Origin of the sequence: Limosilactobacillus walteri (genome assembly GCF_014830205.1) — a bacterium.
GTDB classification, from domain to species: domain Bacteria; phylum Bacillota; class Bacilli; order Lactobacillales; family Lactobacillaceae; genus Limosilactobacillus; species Limosilactobacillus walteri.
The window spans coordinates 35,698-57,959 of sequence record NZ_QORN01000019.1 but is presented as its reverse complement, the minus strand read 5'-3'; the positions used below and the strand labels follow the sequence as shown (position 1 = coordinate 57,959).

21 protein-coding genes and 1 pseudogene are annotated in these 22,262 nt (G+C 38.3%); 5 read left to right on the top strand and 17 right to left on the bottom strand.

Annotation, left to right across the window (positions count from 1 at the left end; all coding sequences use genetic code 11):
- Nucleotides 1-54: 54 nt before the first annotated feature.
- The 5 genes from argH to rpsU form a co-directional block, all read right to left on the bottom strand.
- Entirely contained in the window at nucleotides 55-1,437 is a 1,383-nt protein-coding gene (gene argH, locus DTK66_RS05550; RefSeq protein ID WP_191668025.1) for an argininosuccinate lyase, read from the bottom strand.
- Nucleotides 1,427-2,650: an argininosuccinate synthase gene (locus DTK66_RS05545; protein ID WP_153931276.1), complete on the bottom strand. Its 1,224-nt coding sequence runs from the start codon at nucleotides 2,648-2,650 to the stop codon at nucleotides 1,427-1,429. Before DTK66_RS05545 ends, argH begins: the two co-directional genes overlap by 11 nt.
- A gap of 159 nt (nucleotides 2,651-2,809) precedes the next feature.
- A complete protein-coding gene (gene bsh, locus DTK66_RS05540) occupies nucleotides 2,810-3,787 on the bottom strand; it encodes a choloylglycine hydrolase (protein WP_191668024.1) in 978 nt (325 codons plus the stop codon).
- A 115-nt stretch (nucleotides 3,788-3,902) separates the two neighbouring features.
- Nucleotides 3,903-4,349 (bottom strand): GatB/YqeY domain-containing protein, encoded by a 447-nt coding sequence (locus DTK66_RS05535; protein WP_191668023.1) that lies wholly within the window; start codon nucleotides 4,347-4,349, stop codon nucleotides 3,903-3,905.
- A gap of 59 nt (nucleotides 4,350-4,408) precedes the next feature.
- Nucleotides 4,409-4,600 carry a 30S ribosomal protein S21 gene (gene rpsU, locus DTK66_RS05530; protein ID WP_003674289.1) on the bottom strand — a complete coding sequence of 64 codons (192 nt, stop codon included), beginning with the start codon at nucleotides 4,598-4,600 and terminating at the stop codon, nucleotides 4,409-4,411.
- Nucleotides 4,601-4,910: 310 nt separating this feature from the next.
- Here rpsU and DTK66_RS05525 point away from each other — a divergent pair, with 310 nt between their 5' ends.
- Together DTK66_RS05525 and DTK66_RS05520 are read left to right on the top strand one after the other, a co-directional pair.
- Nucleotides 4,911-6,419: an ABC transporter substrate-binding protein/permease gene (locus tag DTK66_RS05525; protein ID WP_191668022.1), complete on the top strand. Its 1,509-nt coding sequence runs from the start codon at nucleotides 4,911-4,913 to the stop codon at nucleotides 6,417-6,419.
- A complete protein-coding gene (locus tag DTK66_RS05520; protein WP_303645500.1) occupies nucleotides 6,409-7,149 on the top strand; it encodes an amino acid ABC transporter ATP-binding protein in 741 nt (246 codons plus the stop codon). The genes DTK66_RS05525 and DTK66_RS05520 overlap by 11 nt, the downstream gene beginning before the upstream one ends.
- A gap of 67 nt (nucleotides 7,150-7,216) precedes the next feature.
- Here the strand turns inward: DTK66_RS05520 and aspS are convergent, their stop codons facing one another.
- Nucleotides 7,217-9,019 (bottom strand): aspartate--tRNA ligase, encoded by a 1,803-nt coding sequence (gene aspS / locus DTK66_RS05515; protein ID WP_153931334.1) that lies wholly within the window; start codon nucleotides 9,017-9,019, stop codon nucleotides 7,217-7,219.
- A gap of 374 nt (nucleotides 9,020-9,393) precedes the next feature.
- Here aspS and DTK66_RS05510 point away from each other — a divergent pair.
- Nucleotides 9,394-10,242 (top strand): annotated as a pseudogene (locus DTK66_RS05510) (fructosamine kinase family protein).
- Between the two features lie 227 nt (nucleotides 10,243-10,469).
- Here the strand turns inward: DTK66_RS05510 and dtd are convergent.
- The 6 genes from dtd to DTK66_RS05480 all read right to left on the bottom strand — a co-directional run bounded on the left by dtd (nucleotide 10,470) and on the right by DTK66_RS05480 (nucleotide 15,670).
- On the bottom strand, nucleotides 10,470-10,907 hold the full coding sequence (gene dtd, locus DTK66_RS05505) for a D-aminoacyl-tRNA deacylase (RefSeq protein WP_191668021.1): 438 nt from the start codon (nucleotides 10,905-10,907) through the stop codon (nucleotides 10,470-10,472).
- Nucleotides 10,908-10,917: 10 nt separating this feature from the next.
- Nucleotides 10,918-13,155 carry a RelA/SpoT family protein gene (locus DTK66_RS05500; RefSeq protein ID WP_153931331.1) on the bottom strand — a complete coding sequence of 746 codons (2,238 nt, stop codon included), beginning with the start codon at nucleotides 13,153-13,155 and terminating at the stop codon, nucleotides 10,918-10,920.
- A gap of 18 nt (nucleotides 13,156-13,173) precedes the next feature.
- Nucleotides 13,174-13,500, bottom strand: coding sequence for a hypothetical protein (locus DTK66_RS05495; RefSeq protein ID WP_225209007.1), 327 nt, complete (start codon nucleotides 13,498-13,500; stop codon nucleotides 13,174-13,176).
- Nucleotides 13,501-13,587: 87 nt separating this feature from the next.
- Entirely contained in the window at nucleotides 13,588-14,328 is a 741-nt protein-coding gene (locus DTK66_RS05490) for a 16S rRNA (uracil(1498)-N(3))-methyltransferase (protein WP_153931329.1), read from the bottom strand.
- Nucleotides 14,329-15,288, bottom strand: a complete 960-nt coding sequence (gene prmA / locus DTK66_RS05485) for a 50S ribosomal protein L11 methyltransferase (protein WP_191668020.1) — start codon at nucleotides 15,286-15,288, stop codon at nucleotides 14,329-14,331.
- A 76-nt stretch (nucleotides 15,289-15,364) separates the two neighbouring features.
- The gene (locus tag DTK66_RS05480; protein ID WP_153931327.1) at nucleotides 15,365-15,670 is read right to left on the bottom strand and encodes a hypothetical protein; all 306 of its coding nucleotides are present in this window, start codon (nucleotides 15,668-15,670) and stop codon (nucleotides 15,365-15,367) included.
- 193 nt (nucleotides 15,671-15,863) lie between these two features.
- On the opposite strand from DTK66_RS05480, the gene DTK66_RS05475 reads away from it, so the two are divergent.
- Together DTK66_RS05475 and DTK66_RS05470 are read left to right on the top strand one after the other, a co-directional pair.
- Complete coding sequence (locus DTK66_RS05475) at nucleotides 15,864-16,043, top strand: hypothetical protein (RefSeq protein WP_191668019.1); 180 nt, start codon at nucleotides 15,864-15,866, stop codon at nucleotides 16,041-16,043.
- A gap of 119 nt (nucleotides 16,044-16,162) precedes the next feature.
- On the top strand, nucleotides 16,163-17,119 hold the full coding sequence (locus DTK66_RS05470) for an L-lactate dehydrogenase (protein WP_153931326.1): 957 nt from the start codon (nucleotides 16,163-16,165) through the stop codon (nucleotides 17,117-17,119).
- 134 nt (nucleotides 17,120-17,253) lie between these two features.
- Here DTK66_RS05470 and DTK66_RS05465 read toward each other — a convergent pair whose 3' ends face one another.
- The 5 genes from DTK66_RS05465 to DTK66_RS05445 form a co-directional block, all read right to left on the bottom strand.
- Nucleotides 17,254-17,427, bottom strand: a complete 174-nt coding sequence (locus DTK66_RS05465) for a hypothetical protein (RefSeq protein ID WP_191668018.1) — start codon at nucleotides 17,425-17,427, stop codon at nucleotides 17,254-17,256.
- Nucleotides 17,428-17,511: 84 nt separating this feature from the next.
- Nucleotides 17,512-18,597, bottom strand: a complete 1,086-nt coding sequence (locus DTK66_RS05460) for an Ldh family oxidoreductase (RefSeq protein WP_191668017.1) — start codon at nucleotides 18,595-18,597, stop codon at nucleotides 17,512-17,514.
- A gap of 69 nt (nucleotides 18,598-18,666) precedes the next feature.
- Nucleotides 18,667-20,082, bottom strand: a complete 1,416-nt coding sequence (locus tag DTK66_RS05455; protein WP_191668016.1) for a C69 family dipeptidase — start codon at nucleotides 20,080-20,082, stop codon at nucleotides 18,667-18,669.
- Nucleotides 20,083-20,608: 526 nt separating this feature from the next.
- On the bottom strand, nucleotides 20,609-21,055 hold the full coding sequence (locus DTK66_RS05450; protein WP_191668015.1) for a hypothetical protein: 447 nt from the start codon (nucleotides 21,053-21,055) through the stop codon (nucleotides 20,609-20,611).
- A 100-nt stretch (nucleotides 21,056-21,155) separates the two neighbouring features.
- Nucleotides 21,156-22,262 carry a LysM peptidoglycan-binding domain-containing protein gene (locus DTK66_RS05445; RefSeq protein WP_191668014.1) on the bottom strand — a complete coding sequence of 369 codons (1,107 nt, stop codon included), beginning with the start codon at nucleotides 22,260-22,262 and terminating at the stop codon, nucleotides 21,156-21,158.

Below are 22,262 nucleotides of genomic sequence, written 5' to 3'. Positions count from 1 at the left end.
ACAAAAAAGAAATTAAAATGTGATGATTTTCTTTTCACACTTTAATCTCTTCTATTAATTAGCTAATAATTTCTTGGCGTAAGCAATTTGTTGGCGTACTTGTTTAAAACCAGTTCCGCCATATGAATTTCGCCGTTGAACAGCAACTTTCGGCTGAAGGCAGGTATACACGTCTTCTTCAATTTTAGGAGAAATACGCTGATACTCTTCTAATGGAATATCAGCAAGGTTCGTCCCCGTTTTTAGCCCCTTTAACACTAGTTCACCGACAATTTCATGGGCTTTTCTAAATGGAATTCCCTTCGTTGCAAGATAGTCAGCAAGTTCAGTTGCATTTGAAAAGTCATGGTGGGTAGCATGTTCCATTTTATCTTTTTTGACCTGTAGCGTTGCAATCATTCCGTTCATAATCTTTATGCTAGGCAAAATTGTCTTTACTGCGTCAAAAAGGCCTTCCTTATCCTCTTGCATATCTTTATTATAAGCCAACGGAAGCCCCTTCATCGTAGTAAGCAAACCGATTAAATCACCGTAAACACGACCAGTTTTCCCCCGAATCAGTTCAGCCATATCAGGGTTCTTTTTTTGCGGCATAATCGAACTTCCCGTTGAATATGAGTCAGCTAATTCGATATATCCAAACTCATAGCTACACCAATAAATTAACTCTTCACATAAACGCGACAAGTGCATCATTAAAATACTAGCATTGCTCAAAAATTCAAGTACAAAATCACGATCTGATACTGCATCCAGCGAATTATGGTACGGCTCATCAAATCCTAAATATTCAGCACTTAATTGCCGGTCAATAGGAAAAGTCGTCCCTGCTAATGCAGCAGCTCCTAATGGCGACAAATTAGTATGTTGCTGGTTAAATGCAAAACGCTCAACATCACGTTGAAACATCTGAAAGTATGCCATTAAATAGTGGGCATAAGAAATCGGCTGGGCATGTTGCATATGGGTATAACCAGGCATAATTGTTTCAACGTTTTCTTCAGCCTTATTGACTAATTCTTGTTGAAGTTCCTGTAATTCCTTAATTATAATTGGCAACCGTTTTTTCACGTATAAATGAAGATCAGTAGCAACTTGATCATTTCTGCTCCGACCTGTATGAAGCTTTCCAGCCACGGGGCCAATTTCGTCAGTCAATAACGCTTCAATATTCATATGAATATCTTCGTTTTCAATCGAAAATGGAAGACCCGCATTAGTTAACTGTTCCTGTAATTTTTTTAATCCAGCAATAATTTTATCTGCATCTGCTGCCGATAAAATTTTAGTTTGCTTTAACATTTTTACATGCGCTAATGATCCTTCAATATCTTCTTGTGCCATCTCCTGATCAAAACCGATGGAGGCATTAAACTGGTTAACTAATTGGTCACCAGCTGCTTCAAACCGACCACCCCACATTCTCTTAATGGGCATTACTTGTTTCCTCCTTTGTCTTTTTATTTTGTACTTGAGCATAGACCTTGTCTGGTAATTCCCATAATTTGATAAAGCCGGTAGCTGCTTCTTGATCAAATTCATCTGCTGAGGTATAGGTTGCTAGGTTCTTGTCATATAGTGAGTTTGGTGACTTCCGTCCTTCACAAATCACATTCCCCTTAAAGAGCTTAACCCTAACTACACCATTTACAACCTGTTGAGCTTCGTCAATAAATGCTACTAATGACTTCATTAAAGGTGAGTACCAAAGACCGTTATAAATAATTTCACTCATTTTCTGTTCAATTAACGGTTTAAAGTGTGCCACTTCCCGTTCTTGAGTTAAGTCTTCGAGATCCTTATGAGCAGCAAGCAAAACGGTAGCGGCAGGACATTCATAAATTTCCCGCGATTTAATTCCAACAAGCCGGTTTTCCACATGATCAATCCGCCCAATTCCATGACTGCCTGCTAATTTATCAAGCTTCATAATTAATTGATCTAGTGGCATTTCTTCACCATCAATAGCTGTTGGCACCCCTTCATTAAAGGTAATTTCGATTGTTGTTGGTGTATCTGGTGCATCTTCAATCGCTACTGTCCGGTCATATGCATCAGCTGGTGCAGCAGCCCATGGATCTTCAAGAATCCCACATTCATTTGCCCGGCCCCATAAGTTTTCATCAATTGAATAAGGACTAGCTTTAGTAATCGGAACTGGGATCCCATTATCCTTGGCATATTGAATTTCTTCTTCCCGTGACCAGTGCCAATCCCGGATTGGATCTTCAATCTTCATATCCGGTGCCAATGCATGGATTCCAGCTTCAAACCGGACCTGATCATTTCCCTTACCAGTACAACCATGAGCAATAGCAGTAGCTCCATATTGATTAGCAACTGCAACTAATTTTTGGACAATTAATGGACGAGAAAGCGCGGATACTAATGGGTACTTTTGTTCATACATTGCATGTGCTTGAAGTGCAGGCAAAACGAATTGTTCTGCAAAGTCACGTTTAGCATCAATCACAACAGATTTCCATGCACCAACTTGCAGGCCTTTTTCTTTAATCGCTTCTAGGTCTTTACCTTCACCAACATCAATACAACAAGCAATTACATCATAACCTTTATTTTTAAGCCAAGCGATTGCCACTGATGTATCAAGTCCACCGGAATAAGCTAAAACAATTTTTTCTTTTGTCATAATCTCGTCCTCCATAAAATTCGTATAATTGATTGTTTATAAATATACGATCTTTATGAATAAAAATCAATAGTTTTAGCATATTTTTTCAAATTTTATTTAAATAACGTATAAAACACCGCTTATATGCATAAAATATGTATATAAGCGGTGCTGGTTTTAGTTTTGATATTCAATCTTTTGTTGATCGTTAATCGGATAAGTAATCAGTGTTGTCGATGCGAGGTTTTCTTTATGCATATCAACAGCATTAATTTGGTTATTATCATAAGTTCGATAATAAAAAATCCCTTTAGATAAGTTAGAACCATCCGAATAGATAGTATACTCATAGGTATTTGGCCCTACCTCATCCAGTCCTTTTTGTTGCTCTACAGATTGTAAAATATGGAAATAATTAGTTATATTTTCAACTTCATTATTACCAACTGGTGCGTGCATTTTGGCAAAGGCGGCCTTAACAAATCGACTTTCTGAATCCATGCCGCCAGGAAGAAAACGGCTACCGAATCCTCGACTATATACTGGTAATGTCGTGTCCGGAGCAAGCGTATTTTGCGGATCCGCTGGCGATACACTCTGATAATTACTTAGATTAACTAATTGATCCGGAAATTGGGGATTATTAGTGAGCACTCCAACAGGATTATCATAAACGTTTAATCCGGCAGTTGTAGATTCTACCGTTATCGATGCCCCAGTCTTGTCCGCAACAATCCAGTGAAGGGGCGCAGCGTGCATTTTTTCAGAAAAATTAATATTAGCAATATTTGCATTAGTGAGAAGTTCTTTTGCTTCTGCAACCGAGGATGCTTGGGCAAGAATATATGGAACTAATTCAAATGAAGCAATGTTCTTTTTTCCTTCTTGAACCGGAAAGTAGTGAGCAGGTCCATCGAAATTAAGTCCTGCTATCCCTACACCCTTTTCATTTATTCCATCAAAATATAATGGATAGTTATCACGAACAATTGCCATTCCAATTATGGCATAGTGATGTTCTAAAGTTGGCAACTCGCGAAAATTCAATACCATATCTCGCGGAGTAATAACTACTTGTTGACCAAGTGAAACTTCTAAATCCAAGTTACGGCCAAAATAACTGTCTCCTGCTTGGTAAATTACAGATGTACACATTCTAAGGACCCCTTTTTATTTTCTACCTATTCTAAGAGTAATATATTCTTCCCCAAAATTAAAAAGAAATGCAATAAACCGTTGCAAGGAAATGCTCGACTTATTGCACTTTCTGTTATTTATTCAATTGCTCTTTTACAACTTGATTTACTAACTTACCATCTGCTCGCCCTTTTACTTTTGGCATAACAGCTCCCATTACTTGACCAAAATTTTTCATACTGTCAGCACCAAGAGTAGCAATTACTTCACTGACGATTTTTTCAACATCATCTTTTGATAACTGCTGGGGCATGTATTTTTCAACAATCGCTAACTCTTTTTTAGTTTGTTCAATTAAATCATCACGATCTGCCTTTTCAAACTCTGCTAATGATTCCTTACGTTGCTTATATTCCCGCGCCATTACAGCAACTTCTTCATCATTGTTCAAGTCATGGCCTAGTTCAATTTGTTCGTTTTGGACTGCAGCTTTAAGCATCCGAACAACGTTAAGAGTTTCCTTATCGCGTTTTTTCATTGCACTTACCATATCTGCTGTTAGCTGTTGTAGCAAACTCATTTTTAGTCCTTCTTTCATATAAAAAAGCTCTCACCAGGCAACAGGTGAGAGCACACATTTTAGTAACGACGACTGCGCTTATTCTTACGCTTCCGTGCCGCTTCAGATTTCAACTTGCGTTTTACACTTGGCTTTTCGTAAAATTCACGTTTACGGTATTCTTGCAAAGTTCCGTTACGTGAAACCGAACGTTTAAAGCGTCGAAGAGCGTCGTCTAAAGATTCATTCTTACGAACGACTGTTTTTGACATGTTGATTCCCTCCCTCCGAGCTTAAAGTTACGTATCAAGGAAGCAGATACCTAGCTTCCCTTTCACTACAAAAGCTATTGTACCCAACATGACTTAGCCTGTCAATATCACTTTTAAATAAAAATTAAAAATTCTTTGAATATCCATACTAAGTGGTACAGATGAAAGAAAACGCTTTTATATTTTTGTAATTATTATGCATTTATATGAATAATTATACTTTTTATTTATTTTATATTGCATAATTAATCATTTAGGCGTATATTACATATCAACAAATTTATTACAAAATTCAAAGGAGCTATTGATTATGAAAGGTTTTAAACATTTATTAATGTTGATAATCATTGCATTCCCAATATTATGCACCCCGATTTCAGCATTAGCAGCTGAAGAGAACTCGTCTAGTTCAACCTCAGCTTCGAGTACATCGCAAATTGCAAGTGATGATTCACTTCAGAAAATTAAGCAAAAAGGAACTTTAGTGGTCGGCTTAAGCGCTGACTATCCTCCCTATGAGTTTACTACTAAGCAAAATGGGAAAACCAAATATGTAGGTTTTGAAGTTTCGCTTGCACAACAATTCGCTAAAGATCTGGGTGTCAAACTAGTAATAAAAAATATGAACTTTGATTCACTCCTTGTCGCATTGGAAACCGGCAAGATCGATGCTATCATTTCTGGAATGAACGTTACTAATGAACGAAAGAAGAGCGTTGACTTTTCTAACACCTATTATTCTGGAGATAGCTATTTTCTAATAAATAAGAGTGACAAAGATAAGCTTGTTAATGCCAAAAGTTTCAATGGAAAGACAGTTGGAGCACAAAATGGAACACTCCAATCTTCACTTATCTCCAAGGAAATGCCGCAAGCAAATGGCAAAGGTTTAGCAAAATTATCATCACTCGTAATTGGGTTACAATCACATAAATATGACGGAATTTTAATGGATGCCGCCACTGCTAAGGCTTATGCCGCAAATAACTCAAACTTATATGCTTTCAATTCAAAACTACCAAATACAGCTGGTGGGATCGCAATGGCTTTCCCCAAGGGCGATACTTCATTAGTTAATGCCGCTAACCAGACAATTAAAAAGGTGAACGACGAAAACCTTATTAATAAAAAATGGATTCCCCAAGCCTCACAGTATATGAAGAGCTACAAAAAGCAAAACACGGTTCTTAGTTACTGGCGTTATTTTGCAAAAGGTATTGAGTATACCCTAATCATTACCGTTGTTTCAGTTTTCTTTGGTTTCATTCTTGGAACCCTCTTCGCCTTAATGCGGTTATCAAATAACAAACTACTACACTCAATTGCTGTTTGTTATATTGAGTTCTTGCGGGGAACACCAATGATGGTTCAAATCATGTTTGTCTACTTTGGTATTGGGGCAATTATTCAATCTTTACCTGCTTTACTTGCTGGGATTATTGCAGTTTCGTTAAATTCTGGAGCATACGTTGCTGAAATTATCCGTTCTGGAATTCAATCAATTCCTCTTGGTCAAACAGAAGCTGCCCGAAGCTTAGGAATGAGTAAGAATGAGACTTTCCATTATGTAATTATGCCGCAAGCGCTTAAGAATATTTGGCCCGCACTAGGTAATGAATTAATAACATTGCTAAAAGATAGTTCACTGGTATCCGTGATTGGAGTTACTGAATTAATGTACCAAACACAGTTAGTTCAGTCAGCAACATATAAAGGAGTTCTTCCATTATTTATCACGATGATAATTTACTTTATTCTTACATTTACACTTTCAAGAATCTTACTTTACTTTGAGGGGAGAATGAAACATGCCCACTAAAATGATTGAAATAAAAAATTTACAAAAAAAGTTTAAAGATACTATTGTTTTAAAAGATATTTCCGAACATGTCGATAAAGGACAGGTAATTTGCGTGATTGGACCTTCTGGAGCTGGTAAAAGTACCTTTCTTCGTTGCCTTAACGCCCTTGAAAAGCCTTCTAGCGGGCAAGTTCTTTTTGAAGGACAAGAATTAATCGGTCTCAATGATAAAAAACTTGACCAATTACGAGAAAAAATGGGAATGGTCTTCCAAGGATTTAACCTCTTCCCTAACATGACTGTATTAAAAAATATTACTATTGCGCCCGTCAAAGTTAAGGGAATCGATGAAGCAACGGCACAAAAAACCGCCTTATCCTTACTAGATAAAGTCGGATTAGCAGATAAGGCGGCACAATACCCAGATCAACTATCAGGAGGACAAAAACAACGGGTCGCGATTGCTCGTGCCCTGGCAATGAACCCTGAAGTAATGCTTTTTGACGAGCCAACAAGCGCGCTTGATCCAGAGATGGTTGATGAGGTACTAAAAGTCATGCGTGACCTGGCAAAATCCGGGATGACGATGGTGGTCGTAACTCATGAAATGGGATTCGCTCATGAAGTTGCCGATCAAATTTGGTTTATGGCAGATGGCTATATCCAAGAAACTGGAACTCCTGAAGAATTCTTCAGTCATCCAACTAGTCCTCGTGCGCAAGATTTCTTAAAGAAAATTTTGAAATAAAAATACCCTGTGAATAACGATACAGTCAAAACTGTGCGCTTATTCGCAGGGTTTATTTTAAATTAAATTATTGTTCAGCGGGATCTTGATCTTGCTTGTAATCAACCTTTTCATCAAATTCAATTTTCAGGTCATCAAGTTGTTGTTGACTAACTTTCCCTGGAGCAGCAGTCAATGGTTCAACTGCTTTAGAATTCTTAGGGAATGGAATAACATCACGAATATTATCAGCTTGGGCAAGAAGCATTACCCAACGATCTAATCCAAATGCTAATCCTCCTTCTGGTGGCATTCCCATTGTTAAAGCTTTAAGCAAGAAACCGAAACGGGCCTCTGCTCGTTCCTTAGTGTATCCCAATGCCTTTAAAACTTTTTCTTGAACTTTTGGATCGTGAATACGGATCGATCCACCACCAATCTCATTACCATTCAAGATAATATCATAGCTTTGTGCGTGAGCTTTATGCGGGTCTTCACCGTCTTCAAGATAATGGAGGTCTTCTTCATTTAACATTGTAAATGGATGGTGGGCAGCAATCCACTTACCAAATCCTTCATCATATTCAAACATTGGCCAATTAACGACCCAAAGGTAATTCCATTGATTAGGCTTAATCATGTCTAATTCTTCTGCAATTGCCCGACGAAGATAACCCAAAGAATCGGCAACAACATGGAAACTGCCTGCAACAATAAGAATCAAGTCGCCATCCTTAGCATCCATTTCCGCATTGATTTGTGCTGCCTGGTCGTTTAAGAATTTTGCAACTGGTCCATTGTATCCATCTGCTGTTACTTTAACCCAAGCAAGTCCCTTTGCACCAAATCGCTTAATGTAATCTTCATACTTCGAGATATCTTTTCGTGAATATTTGTCAGCACCACCAGGAACACGAATCGCCCGAACATAATTTCCATCAGCCACAGTATTAGCAAAGACCTTAAATGAACTGTCTTTTACAATATCAGAAAGATCATGAATCAACATGCCAAACCGCGTATCTGGTTTGTCTGAACCGTACTTATCCATTGCTTCTTGCCATTCCATTCGTGGGAAAGGAGTCTTAACATCAACACCCACGATTTCTTTCATTACCCGTTTAATTAAACCTTCCGTAACGGTTTGAATATCTTCAGGAGTAGCAAAACTCATTTCGGTATCAATTTGCGTAAATTCTGGTTGCCGATCACCACGAAGATCTTCATCACGGAAGCAACGAGCTAACTGGTAATATTTATCTACTCCGGCGGCCATTAATAATTGCTTAAATAATTGTGGTGATTGTGGCAATGCATAGAAATGACCAGGATAAACCCGGGATGGCACAATGTAATCCCGGGCCCCTTCAGGTGTAGACCGCGTTAAATCTGGAGTCTCAACATCCATAAATCCCTCATTATCATAGTAATTATGAACAATTGAAGCAACTTTACTCCGTAGTTTAAGGTTACGCATCATTTCGGGACGCCGGAGGTCAAGGTAACGGTACTTCATCCGTAAATCTTCCGAAGCATCAACATTATCGACAATATCAAATGGTGTCGTTTCAGACTTGGCGAGAACCTTGACATTATCAACGGCAACTTCAACCTTCCCTGTCTTCATATCAGGATTAATTTCTTTTTCTGCCCGTAATTGAACCTTTCCCTGAACCTCAAGAACGTATTGGTTACGAACAGCATTAGCAATCTTAAATGCTTCTGGATTTTCCTTTTCGTTAAATACTAATTGAACAATTCCTTCTCGATCCCATAAGTCAATGAAAATAAGGCCACCAAGATTACGCCGCTTAGCAACCCATCCTTTTAAAACCACTTCTTGACCTACTTGCTGTTCATTTGTATTCCCAGCGTAATTTGTTCTCTTCATTCTCCGCTTACCTCTTTCAATATCATTAATAACAATTTAAATAAAAAAGCACCCTTGAAATTACAAGGGTGCAAATGCACGGTACCACCTTGGTATCACTCAAAGATAACGTCAAACGACGGAGCAATAATGCTCAGCTTCAAAAGTGTCAATTGAGGCTGGATTCTTGGAGCTTTCACCCATCTCCAATCGCTGCTAATACCAGATACTCAAGCATTCTTTATCAAAAGCTATTAATATTCTTTAATTTACATTTTTACCATACTCGAAAGCATCTTAAAAGTCAACACTCACCTAACAAATAAATTTTGCTTAACACTAGTTGCTTCAAAATGTTATAAATAAGTTAAGACTAATCAAGGAGGCCTAATACGATGAACAACTTAAATACTGCTTGGTTTAAGAAACTCCCTTTAACTGATATCACTTCTGTTAAACCAGTAAGCGGTGGCGATATTAACCTTGCTTATCAAATAATTACTAGTGACAGAAAAAAGTTTTTTATTAAGGTTCAACCCAAACATAAGCAGGACTATTTTAAGCACGAAATTAGTGGTCTTAAGGCAATCGGCAAAATTATAAATACTCCTACTCCACTTTACCACGGTGAAATCGATGATAATGCTTATCTAATTCTTAACTGGCTTGACGAAACGTGGGGCAATCAAGCTGATCTAGGTTATGCTGTTGCAAAGATGCATCAACACTACCATGATAAGTTTGGCTTTATGGAAAATCACCAAACAAAAGCCCTTATTAAGAATAATTCTTGGAACTCTGACTGGGTTGATTTTTACGTTAACCAGCGATTAGAACCAGAAGTAACGGTAGCAAGCGAACGTGGTCGTTGGAATAAATGGCGGCAAGCGCATTACTCCCAAATGGTCAAGCAGTTTAGCAATTTTTATCGCCAGCATGAGGTAAAACCTAGCCTACTCCATGGCGACTTATGAGCTGGTAACTTTTTGTTTGCTGGTAATCATGAACCATTCTTAATTGATCCCGACGCTGTATATGGCGATCGGGAATTTGACTTAGCCATGACTACGGTTTTTGGCGGTTTTGATAATAGCTTCTACCATGCATATAGTCAAATTTTCCCATTTGACGACCAACTTGATGAACGATTATCGTGGTATCGTTTTTACTACTTATGCATGCATTTAATTTTATTCGGTGAAAGCTACGGTGGCGCCGTTGATCGAATTTTAAGCCAATACTAGTAAAGAAAGCAGGCGTGAGCTAGCTTATCTCGTTCGTAGTTTCACCTCCCATAGCAGGCTAGGCTTTATCAGCAGTTGAACTTGTCCTGTAATATTTTCTGATTAAAAATATGGAGCTGTCACATAAGGCTCCTTATAGTTAAAAATTCTATAGCACAGTACACAAAAAGGCTCTGGTGTTCAAAAAAGCTGAACACTAGAGCCTTCTTCACGCTCTCTTTTACTACCTATCGTTCATACAAGATTGTCGTTGGACCATCATTTTCAAGGTCTATTTTCATCATGGCACCAAATTGACCAGTTTCTACACGAATACCGGTTGCCGCCAATTTTTGATTAAACAAATCGTACAATGGCTCGGCAATTTCTGGTCGGGCCGCTTGAGAAAAGCCGGGCCGATTACCATGTTTAGTATCAGCGTATAAAGTAAATTGTGAAACTGATAAAATCGCTCCATTAACGTCTCGCAGCCCCTTATTCATCTTACCATTTTCATCTTCAAAGACCCGTAGATTAGTAATTTTATGAACAAGGTAATCAATCTGTTCCTCACCATCATCTGGAGCAAATCCTACTAGAAGGAGGTATCCTTGATTGATTTTTCCAACAACCGCATTATCAATCGAAACAGCCGCATGATTTACTTTTTGTAAAACAACTCGCACGTTAATCCTCCTAACGAATAATTCGCTTAACGACATACACATCGGGAATGTTTTTTAAGCTATCCATAATTAGTTGTAATTGACGTAGGTTACGGACACCAATAATCAAACTAATCGTTACCATCTTATTATGGTCAACCTTACCATTAACGGAATTTAAGAACCGGGTACTATTATTAACTGACTTAAGAACATCATTTAATAACCCATTCCGGTTATAACCTTGAACTTCAAGGTCAGCATTGTAGTTAGTCTTATCCCCATTAGGATTTGCCCAATACACGCTAACAATCCGTTCGCCATTTTTTCGCGCTGCTTTAATATTGGGACAATCATCACGGTGAACCGAAACTCCACGTCCTTTAGTAATATAACCAGTGATGGCATCGCCAGGAATCGGGCTACAGCAATGGCTTAAGCGAACAAGAAGGTTATCAACGCCTTCAACTACCACGCCCTCACTTGAAGCTTTAGCCTGCTTTTGCTTTTCACGTTCATTAGGTTTTTCAAGGGTTTGGTGGTCTTCAAGGACTGCTTTTTCAGCTGCTTGCTGACGGTCGCTCTCTGCCTGCTGGCGAATATCAGCAGTAAACCGATTCCGAATGCCTACAGGTGCTAAATCGCCAAATCCAAGAGCCGCAAACATATCATCACTACTATTATAATGAGATTCTTTAGCGACTTCTTCACACTTTTCATCGGTCATAAGTTCTGCTGGTGAATATCCCGCTTCACGCAGTTCGTTTTCCAATAACTGCTTTCCTTGTTCAATATTCTTTTCGCGGTCATGAGCACGGAAAAATTGGCGAATCTTATTTCGCGCCCGCCGAGTTGAAACGAGGTCAAACCAGTCACGGCTTGGTCCTGCTGACGATGATGATGTAAGGATGTCAACGATATCACCATTTTTAATCTCATAATCTAATGGTACAATTCGTCCATTAACTTTTGCCCCAGTCGTATGATTTCCAACTTCTGTATGGATCTGATAGGCCATATCAAGCGGTCCTGATCCCTTAGGCATCTCAATTACATCGCCCTTAGGGGTAAAAGCATAAACCTTATCAGTAAAGATATCGCTTTGAATACCCTGCATAAATTCATCAGTACCCTGACTCTCGCTTCGTAACTCTAAAATTTCTTTTACGACGTTTAGCTTTTGACTATCTTGGGTCTGTTGAATACCATTTGTCTTTCCTTCTTTATAAGCCCAGTGAGCAGCAACACCATATTCTGCGATCTCATGCATTTTATGTGTCCGAATCTGTACTTCTAGCGGGCGTCCCTCTGGACCAATAATCGTAGTATGAAGGGACTGATAACCATTTGCTTTAGGCATTGCAATATAGTCCTTAAATCGCCCTGGCATCGGCTTCCAGTTAGTATGAATCGCACCAAGGGCAGCATAACAATCCCTAATTGAATCCACTACAATTCTAACTGCCAGAAGATCATAAATTTGACTAAATTGTTTATGTTGGGTAACCATTTTGCGATAAACAGAATAAATATGCTTTGGTCGGCCATAAATCTCAACATTGGGTCCTAGGTCAAGGTCAGCAATTGCCTTTTTTATTAACTTAATAGAATCATCAATATAATCTACTCGCTGATCCCGCCGTGAATTCATCAAATGTACAATTCGATAATATTGTTGTGGATTTAGGTAACGAAGTGAAAGATCTTCAAGCTCCCATTTAATTGTACTAATTCCCAACCGATCGGCAATTGGTGCATAAATCTCAAGCGTTTCATTGGAAATTCGTCGTTGCTTATCTGGGCGCAGGTGTTTTAACGTTCGCATATTATGAAGACGATCAGCAAGTTTTACAATCATAACGCGAATATCTTTAGACATTGCTAATAAAAGTTTACGGTGCGTTGCTGCCATTTGCTCTTTATTTGATTTATAGCGAATCTTCCCAAGCTTAGTGTCACCATCAACAATCATGGCAATAGTTGGGCCGAAAAGCTCCTGAATATCACTTAGCGTTGCTCCCGTATCTTCGACGATATCGTGCAAGTAACCAGCACAAACAGTCTCTGGATCCATATGCAAGTTTGCTAAAATCCCAGCTACTTGGATTGGATGGATAATATACGGCTCGCCTGATTTACGTCGTTGGTCATGATGAGCAACTTCAGCAAAGTGATAAGCTTTTTCAACCAAAGCAACATGTTCTTCATTCATATACGAACTAACAATTTCTCGAACGTCTTCATGTGTTAATTCTTTTAATTCTGACATTAGATCCCCTCCCTCCAGTTATTTTTGCTGTCGTAATGACCATGACAAATATGCTAATGCTAAGTAAGCAAGAGCAAAATAATACGTATACCGTGGCATAAAGAAATAAGCAGTAATGAAATAAAAGAATGGGAAAATAAATAATTCCAGCCATTTTCCTTGATGCTTGTAAATCCAATATCCTGTCCAGATACTAAAAAGGCCATTAACTAAAATTAAAATGAGCTCTACCATCGCTACCCTTGTCACAAAAGGAAGCTTATCAATAATTAATGTTAATACCATTCCGACTAAAATACTGGATAACCACAACTGTTTATCCAACCTTTGCCATGCTTTTTTCATAAAATTCATTCTCTTTCAACACCTATATTCAGTTTTGAATCACCGATTAAAGTTGTCATATATTTTACCATAAGTAGGGTGTATTCATTATAACAATTCTGTTGCATATGAAATTGCTGCCATAAAATACAGCGGTGCCGTTTCTGTCCGTAAGATTCGTGGTCCAAGACCAACAGATACTACTCCAGTGCTATTCATTTGACTAACTTCATCAGATGTCAAACCACCTTCTGGGCCAAAGATAGCAAGAATTGAATCACCTGTTTTTAAGTTCTGAAATTGCTGCGATAAAGCACTCGTTTCGCCTTGCTTAGCAGATTCTTCCCATGCAACCACACGCTTAGTTGCCTGATAGTTATTTAATAGCTGGGTTAAATTATCACAATACTCAATTTGGGGAATTTTATTACGATGAGATTGTTCGGCTGCGGATTCAGCTATTTTTTGTAAACGAGTAATTTTTCGTTCTCGTTTATTTTCTTGCCAGTGGCTAATTGAACGCGCTGCTTCAAAAAAAACAATTTTAGTTGCTCCTAATTCAGTGGCTTTTTGAACAATTAATTCTGGCTTTTCCTTTGTTTTTGGAACACCGCATGCTAATACTACTGAAACTGGCAGTTCACTATTATTAGATAGCTTTTGGGTAATTTTTAGCTTAGCCACTGGAGCTGTTGCGATTAGTTCAGCGATATACACATACTGATCTGCCAAAACTACTTCAACCCTTGTACCTATTTTTGCACGCATTACTTTTAATAGGTGATGCGCAGGTTCTTGTGGCAAAATAATTTCTTGTGCTGGATCAACATTAATAAAATATCGTTGCATTTATTTCACCTCAATTGGTTTAGATGCAATCATGCCATGCCAATCTTTCATTTGCTGCTCATCCTCAATAATAAAACCTTGTTCACGAAGTTTCCGGCGAATCAATGAGGCTTTGTCGTCAATAATTCCAGATACTAAAAATTTTCCGCCTGGCCGTAAGTTCACGTATGCTTGTAGAATTAAGGGTACGATAACCTCCGCCAAAATATTAGCAACAACTATATCAGCTTGGGTATGGATTCCATCTAGTAAACTATTAATACCAACATGGACACCCTGAGCATCGGGGTTTAACGCTAGATTTTTTTTTGCAGAATTAACGGCAACCTCGTCAATATCATAGGCATCAATCTTACCCGCTCCTAAAAGTTTGGCGGCAATACTTAAAACACCGGAGCCTGTCCCTACATCAATCACATATTCATTACCTGTGATTACTTTTTCTAACGCTTCTAGCATTAGCCGTGTCGTAGGATGGGTACCAGTTCCAAATGCCATCCCCGGATCAAGGTAGATCAATTTTTCACGCTGATCTTCTGGATGATACGCTTCCCATTGAGGTACAATCGTCAGCTGATTTGTTACGCGCAGTGGATGATAATATTTTTGCCATACCGTAGCCCATTTTTGATTATCAACCACTTCGGCAGAGACCTTATTTTCACCAGGATTTAAACCATAATCACTTAATTTAGCAACTCGTTGATGAATCGTAGGCAATAGTTCTGGAACAAAGATATCTTGTGGAAAATAGCCAGTTACTGCGGCCCCGCTCTGCCGATGCGGGATTGATGATGGATCAATAAATTCACCACGGTTGCCATATTTACCCTTATGTAGGTCCTGAAAATCGGCTGCATCTTCAATTTGTACGCCTTGGGCACCCTCATCGGTAAGAATATAACTAACTGCCTCTACTGCCTCACTTGTGGTTATTACTTTGACTGCTGTCCAATCCATTTAATGGCCTCCTTAAATAATAAAATCGTGACCACAAACTAATCAAATGGTCACGATAAATGATGATTAATAAAGGCTAATTATTTTTTTCATCAGCCTCATTAATATGTGGTCGTTCTTGTTCACGTTTCTTTTCTTTGTCGAGATGATGGTTCAAGTAATCAATTAAGTCGGACTCAGTCAAGAAAATACGGGGATGATGCTGGTGATGGAGACGAACATCAATCTCATTAATCTTTAATCGTCCAGTCCACGTATGAGAATATCGAACAATTACCCGATTATTTAGTTTGTGTTTGCCGAAACGGAACACATATACGTGTTGGGGTGTCATCATTGGCCGAATGTACTCTTTTTTATACATTAAATCATTATCGCGCATAAACTGCTTAGTTCTATTCAGAATGGTAACCACCTCCTCTATTTTTATTCCTGATCAATTAAATTAATCTCCTTAGATAGGTATATTTTAGCACAGGTCTGCATTGTTCCAAAGTTTAATCTATGTTTAAACTTTAATTTTCAGAAAAAATGCTATACTAATTTCACAATATTAATGGAAGGTGATTGATTAAGTGAGTATCTTAATTGCTATTCTTGCTTGTTGGTTATTATGGAAAGTCGGACTTCTTACTATTAAATTTATTGGTTTAATTATGCTAGTCCTTCTAGTAGGGGCACTTGTGCATGTCTTACTCTGGCCCGCAATTCTTTTAGCTGCGATTATTTTAGGCGCTGGTATCTTCACAAGTTAATTTATTGAGAAGACTTTTTTGAATTTTATAGTAATTTTCACAAGGAATGTTATAATCGTTACTGTGAGAGAAATCTCAAATAATGTATTATACATAAGATGAAAGGGAGACTGTTTATTATGTCTAAGAATCATCAAAAGGTTGTTCTTGTTGGTGACGGTGCTGTAGGTTCTAGCTATGCTTTTGCAATGGCCCAACAAGGAATCGCTGAAGAATTCGCTATTGTTGATATTATTAAGGAACGGACTGAAGGAGACGCAATGGATCTTGAAGATGCTACTGCCTTCACTGCTCCTAAGAATATTTACTCTGCAGATTACGATACTTGCAAAGATGCTGACTTAGTAGTCATCACTGCAGGTGCTCCGCAAAAGCCTGGTGAAACTCGTCTTCAATTAGTTGACAAAAACTTGAAGATTATCAAGTCTGTTGTTGAACCAATTGTTAAGTCTGGTTTTGACGGTATCTTCTTAGTTGCTGCTAACCCCGTTGACATCCTTACTTACGCTGTTCAAAAGCTTTCTGGCTTCCCTAAGAACAAGGTTGTCGGTTCTGGTACTTCACTTGATTCAGCTCGTCTACGTGTTGCTCTTGCTAAGAAGCTTCACGTAGACCCACGTGATGTTATTGCTAACATTATGGGTGAACACGGTGATTCAGAATTTGCTGCCTTCTCAAGTGCTACTATCGGTGGTAAGCCATTACTTGACATTACTAAGGATGAAGGTATTTCAGACGATGAATTACTTAAGATTGAAGATGATGTTCGTAACAAGGCTTACGAAATCATTAACCGTAAGGGTGCTACTTTCTACGGTGTTGCTACCGCTTTGATGCGGATTTCTAAGGCTATTCTTCGTGATGAAAACTCTGTTCTCCCAATCGGTGCCCCAATGAACGGTGAATACGGCCTCAACGACCTTTACATTGGTACTCCAGCTGTTGTTAATGCTTCTGGTGTTGCTAAGGTTATCGAAGTTCCTCTTAATGACCGTGAAAAGAAGGCTATGGCTGATTCTGCAAAGCAATTGGAAGAAGTTGCTAAGAACGGTATGGCAAAGTTACAAAATAACTAACCTCAATTATTAAGTAGTAATCCTACTAATATTGGAAAGATAAATTAGTTAGTTTATTTTACATTAAAAACTCTCAACGTCTGTAATAAACGTTGAGAGTTTTTTTGTTTGGTCAAATATTGGTCCCATAATTATTAGTGGTCGTTTTTTAAATCGCGAGCAAAATCATTGAGAAAGTCTTTTATTAAACCATCCTGATAGCCTTTTTTCTTAAGTTCACTCGCCAAAATTGCGGGAGTTAAGCCTTTTTGAATTGCTAATCGGTGATCACCAGCAAGCCAAAACATTACTAATTCGCGATTTTCCATTTTTATAACGCTCCTTTTTCCCTAATAACCCCAGTTTACCACTTTCAGGATCCTAAGTTAGGAAACGTATATTTTAGAAAGCACTTAATTTGATTGGGGAACAGAAACGGCTAATTCGTCACCAATTTCTTTCATCTCTTGATAAGCTTTTTTATCAATTAATACGCCTTTTTCTTGATTTGTTGCTAAAAGACGGTACTCACGGTCACCTGGCACCCAAATTTCTTTGCCAGGTACATGCTCAAGTTGCCGAACCCGGTCAAGCATTGCCGTAGCATCTTTTTTAAGAACCTCTGGATCACCGAAAAAGGCTGGGTCAAATACCATTACAAATTGACTAAAATCGTGTTTACCACTAACAGTATCTGCTGAAATTGAACCTTGAGCCAAAATCCCTGTTAATAATTCAATCACTAGGGAGTTACCCATTCCCTTATAATTTGAATTTGCTTCACTATTACCACCAAGAGTTAGGACACCGCCGCCCTTTTGTTCCCCCTCTGTAAATGCCGCAGTGGCAAGAATATCTTCTGCTTTTTCAGCATCTGTTACTAACTGACGTTGCCCATCAACTGCCCATTCACCCGGGAGCTTCTCACCCTTTTTAGCATGAACCTGAATTTTACCACCAGAAACAACACAAGTCGCCCCATCAAACATAAATGGATGAGGAGAAGCAGGAAAGCCAAAGGCAAAGGCATTAGAACCTAAAAAGGCCTGCGTTGCGTTGGTTGGGACAACTAGTGGCCGCGTATTGGTAAGCGCAATTCCAACTAACCCTGCTTTTAGCGCTAAGCAGGTATAGTACCCTGCAGTCCCAAAGTGGTTTGAGTTACGAATTACTGCTATTGCTACCCCTGTCCGCTTAGCCTTTTCAATAATTTTATTGGTTGCTAAAACTGTTGCAAGCTGTCCCATATTTTGATTAGCATCAACAAGTACTGTTCCTGGTAATTCTCGAATAATTTTTGCCTTATTTTGAGGCTTAATTGTCCCTTCCTTAATCATGCGCCGATACCACGCTAACCGTTGAATACCATGCGAAGAAATACCACGCAAATCTGCATCAACAAGCGTATCAGCTAATAAATCACTATCTTCTGCAGAAAAACCTAATTTAGTAAAAACATCCTGTAAATATTGACGTTCTGCCTTTTCCTTGATCCTCATCTTCATCCTTCTCTCATTTTAAGTTAATTATATTTTAATCTTAAAGTGTAAGAAGTCAATGGACAAAAGTTAAAGATTGGGATCCATCTTAAATGACATTTTTGAAAGTTCACAACCAGCAGTTAATAGTTCATAGAAAAGTTCCGTCGTCCGTTGATTATAATGGACTGCAATTTCATGATTTTGCTTAGTTAGGTAATCTATCAGTGCTTGACCGGTAAGTTTTACTGCTTTCTTGTCAACTTCAGCGATCTTTCGTCGTGCCCATTCATTCAATTCCTTTTGATATGCTTCATCTTTTTCAATAAATTCATGATAATGGCTTTCTACTACTTCTGCTAAAGCCTCATTTAACCAAAAAGCACATTTTAAATCCATTGTTGCTGGAACGTTTCGGTAAGATTCGTCAGTATCATCTGCATTGGCAAAGAATGGAACATAAGGATTAAAAGCCGGTACTCCTAATTCAATCCAATGAATACTTGATTTATATTTTTTAGTATCGCGAACTTGTAGAATATGTGACTGTGCTGTTCGTGATAATGAAATTGCCCGGTATTTTTTACTTTCTGGGCCAGCAGTCATTGGGTCAAAGGGCGTTTCATTAAAATGAGATTTTAGGACGTACTGAATATCTTCATGGGCAATTTTAAACTCGGCTTTACGAATAAATGGCATCTCTGCATCTTCTGGGGTTTGCCCTTGAGATGCTTGCGGACTAAGGTAACGTTGCGCAAACCAAGTCCGTGGTGTGTTATAATGGCGATCTTTTTGCGTACTTGTTCCAAAAATATGACGGAAATCCCAACGATTATGGTCAGGGTTTAATTGGTGTTCTTCGACGAATTTTTGAATTCCCTCAGACCACATATAATTATCAGGATCGTTAAAATCAATATCTTCAATCGCCACCTGGTTAGGCGTGACTGCGTAACAATCATCGGGAATACGAACCGCAACCCATTGGTGACCTGTTACTACTTCCATATACCAAATATTATCTTTATCAGCAAATTGCATCCCGTTACCTTCTGCAGAACCATATTTAGCAATTAATTTTCCAGTATACTCAACTCCATCCCGAGCAGAGTGAATAAATGGCAAGACTAAGGTGCACAGCGAATCTTCAGCTAACCCATTTTTGATAAAGGGGTCATAAGCTAATACTCGATCATTAGCATAGACACTTTCAGTAAATGAAGCTGCAACATTGGCTTCGTTAATTCCATCTTCCTCATTCGGACCAGCAGTTTGATCTAATGAGGGTGTTGATGTGTACCGCATGCTGCTTGTTGGCAATGGAACCGTTACTTTATTGTATGGCGATACATAAGTTTTATGGCGGTCCGCTACTGCCGGTTTAACTAAAAAACGTTTAGGCTCGATTGCTTTTACCCGATCTTCATTTCTTGCAATATAAACAATGCCATCCAGTGATGCCTTTTTCCCAACCATAATTGACGTACACGCATCTTTATTTTGCATAAGTAAGTTTCCTCCCTTTATATTTAGAGACATAACAATGATTCTCCTCTCTATAATACGCCATTTATTATTACCTGATCATTATGATAAAAAATAAAAAGTTCGAAGTCATGAATAACCTCGAACTTTTTGTTTCTGGTGGGCAAATGGTGGGCAAAACACTTTAATTGGTCTATAGATTGGTCTACTTTGTGATTTTTAAATATTTAAAAGTCTATTATATCAACTTTTACTTCTCGTCCAATTGCTCATCGGTCTTCAAAACGGCCATAAAGGCTTCTTATTATGTTGATTGTTTTAAGCTGTATTCACTTAATTTCAGCAAACTAATCAAGGCATTGAAATTACTGGCATTATAAGCGTTTTAGCATTGGAGAAATTTTAGAAAAATTAAGCTTAATTTGATAAGCATGTAACGTTAGGTGGTAAAAATGTGGTAAGAAGTTTACAATTATTCAACTATATAAAGTGGTGGCCTTAAAGTTTATATAGTAATGTGAATATCACAAACGCACTGTATGGAGAATTAACTTTTATTAATATCCTTTATAATAAAAAATGTTAATATAACTTCCATACTTATTAAGAAGACAATAGGAAGGTCAGAAAATGATGTTATTCCGTGATTAGTATAGTACTGTTGAATTATATATGGAAATATTAAAAGCTGTAGCCACATAATCCCAGGGTACAAGATAATATTATTGTAGCGAAGTATCATTTTTTGACCAATAGGCTTCTTAAAACATATTATTATAAACGCCGCAATTAAATAACATAACAAAACTAATGCTAGTAATTGTTCAGAAATAAAAAAAGCTTTTCTGAGATTTTCATCTAAAATTCCAAGTAATTCTTGAACCATCTTGTAAACATACGGTATAAATTCTAAAAGCAAGGAAATCAACCAAAATCCCACAGTTCCCATTTTATGTGTGATATTTTTTACTATCTCATTTAAGAGCTCTGACACTAATTATCACCTAACCTTATTTTATTTTTTAATATAACATGAAAACACCCTAGTGACCATATACGGTTACCAGGGTGTTTCGCTAATTTTTACTATTATATTAAATCTGAATTGTTTGACCAACAAAAATCACGCTAGGATTTGCTATTCCATTCTTTTGAGCTAATGATTGCCAGGTCTTGCCAAACTTAGCTGCAATTCCACTTAATGTATCCCCTGCTTGGACAGTATAAGCATTGGATTGACCGTTGCCGGCTAAGTAAAGTTTTTGACCTACATAAATTACATTCGGGTTAGCAATGTGATTACGGCTTACGAGGTCAGAGACAGTGGTGCCGAATTTGACGGCGATTCCGGATAACGTATCGCCTGATTGAACAAAGTAAGTATTTTCGTTTGATGCTTTTCCGGTGACTTTGAGGACTTGGCCGACATTGATCTGGTTTGGATTTCCGATCCCATTGATTGCTGCGAGGTTCTGGTAAGTAGTTCCGTATTTTTCCGCAATTCCACTCAATGTATCACCTGGTTGGACAATGTAGGTTCCGCTTGCTGGATGGCCAACGTGTTGCACCGGCTTAGGTTCTGGAATAACAACTTGCGGAACATTGCCTGATACTGAACCAGTCGTAAAGGCGCCATCAAAGTCATAACTGGTATCAATTCCCATGATGCTATGATCAGAATATTGCCATGCACTTGCGTTATCAATCCCCAGTTCAGTCACACCATAGCCGGCAATCCAAATCTTCCGGGAATCAAAGCCATGTGAATTAAGAATACCACCAGTGAAGAAGGATTTCATGGAGTAAATCCCAGTATTTTTGTAACCTAGAGCTTCTACTTCTTGGAGGAAGGCTAGTGATGCTGATTGATAATCTGCTGCCGAATGAACTTCCGCATCATCAATCATCAAAGTATCATCATACATACCGAACTGCTTAGCGATCTTAACGAAGAACCGCGCTTCGTTTTGTGCATCGGCCACGGATGTGTAACGGGCAAAGTGGTAACAGGATACGCGCAAGCCAACTGCTAAGGCATTACGAATTTGAGCGGCCGCACGTGGATTAACATAAGCCGAACCATCTTCGGACCCTTCCGTTAACTTAACAACGACCCCTAATGCACCTTGAGCTTTCACAGCTTGGAAAAAGGCAACAGTATCTGGTTGGTAACTTGAAACATCGATAAATTGATTACGCAT

Bases quoted from the DNA above. Each gene is read 5' to 3' on its own strand.
- DTK66_RS05445 (WP_191668014.1), bottom strand. From the start codon at position 22,262: ATGCGTAATCAATTTATCGATGTTTCAAGTTACCAACCAGATACTGTT.
- DTK66_RS05500 (WP_153931331.1), bottom strand. From the start codon at position 13,155: ATGTCAGAATTAAAAGAATTAACACATGAAGACGTTCGAGAAATTGTT.
- DTK66_RS05495 (WP_225209007.1), bottom strand. From the start codon at position 13,500: ATGAAAAAAGCATGGCAAAGGTTGGATAAACAGTTGTGGTTATCCAGT.
- DTK66_RS05460 (WP_191668017.1), bottom strand. From the start codon at position 18,597: ATGAGGATCAAGGAAAAGGCAGAACGTCAATATTTACAGGATGTTTTT.
- argH (WP_191668025.1), bottom strand. From the start codon at position 1,437: ATGCCCATTAAGAGAATGTGGGGTGGTCGGTTTGAAGCAGCTGGTGAC.
- bsh (WP_191668024.1), bottom strand. From the start codon at position 3,787: ATGTGTACATCTGTAATTTACCAAGCAGGAGACAGTTATTTTGGCCGT.
- DTK66_RS05545 (WP_153931276.1), bottom strand. From the start codon at position 2,650: ATGACAAAAGAAAAAATTGTTTTAGCTTATTCCGGTGGACTTGATACA.
- DTK66_RS05480 (WP_153931327.1), bottom strand. From the start codon at position 15,670: ATGCGCGATAATGATTTAATGTATAAAAAAGAGTACATTCGGCCAATG.
- DTK66_RS05490 (WP_153931329.1), bottom strand. From the start codon at position 14,328: ATGCAACGATATTTTATTAATGTTGATCCAGCACAAGAAATTATTTTG.
- DTK66_RS05520 (WP_303645500.1), top strand. From the start codon at position 6,409: ATGCCCACTAAAATGATTGAAATAAAAAATTTACAAAAAAAGTTTAAA.
- DTK66_RS05455 (WP_191668016.1), bottom strand. From the start codon at position 20,082: ATGCAAAATAAAGATGCGTGTACGTCAATTATGGTTGGGAAAAAGGCA.
- aspS (WP_153931334.1), bottom strand. From the start codon at position 9,019: ATGAAGAGAACAAATTACGCTGGGAATACAAATGAACAGCAAGTAGGT.
- DTK66_RS05470 (WP_153931326.1), top strand. From the start codon at position 16,163: ATGTCTAAGAATCATCAAAAGGTTGTTCTTGTTGGTGACGGTGCTGTA.
- prmA (WP_191668020.1), bottom strand. From the start codon at position 15,288: ATGGATTGGACAGCAGTCAAAGTAATAACCACAAGTGAGGCAGTAGAG.
- DTK66_RS05525 (WP_191668022.1), top strand. From the start codon at position 4,911: ATGAAAGGTTTTAAACATTTATTAATGTTGATAATCATTGCATTCCCA.
- rpsU (WP_003674289.1), bottom strand. From the start codon at position 4,600: ATGTCAAAAACAGTCGTTCGTAAGAATGAATCTTTAGACGACGCTCTT.
- DTK66_RS05535 (WP_191668023.1), bottom strand. From the start codon at position 4,349: ATGAGTTTGCTACAACAGCTAACAGCAGATATGGTAAGTGCAATGAAA.
- DTK66_RS05465 (WP_191668018.1), bottom strand. From the start codon at position 17,427: ATGGAAAATCGCGAATTAGTAATGTTTTGGCTTGCTGGTGATCACCGA.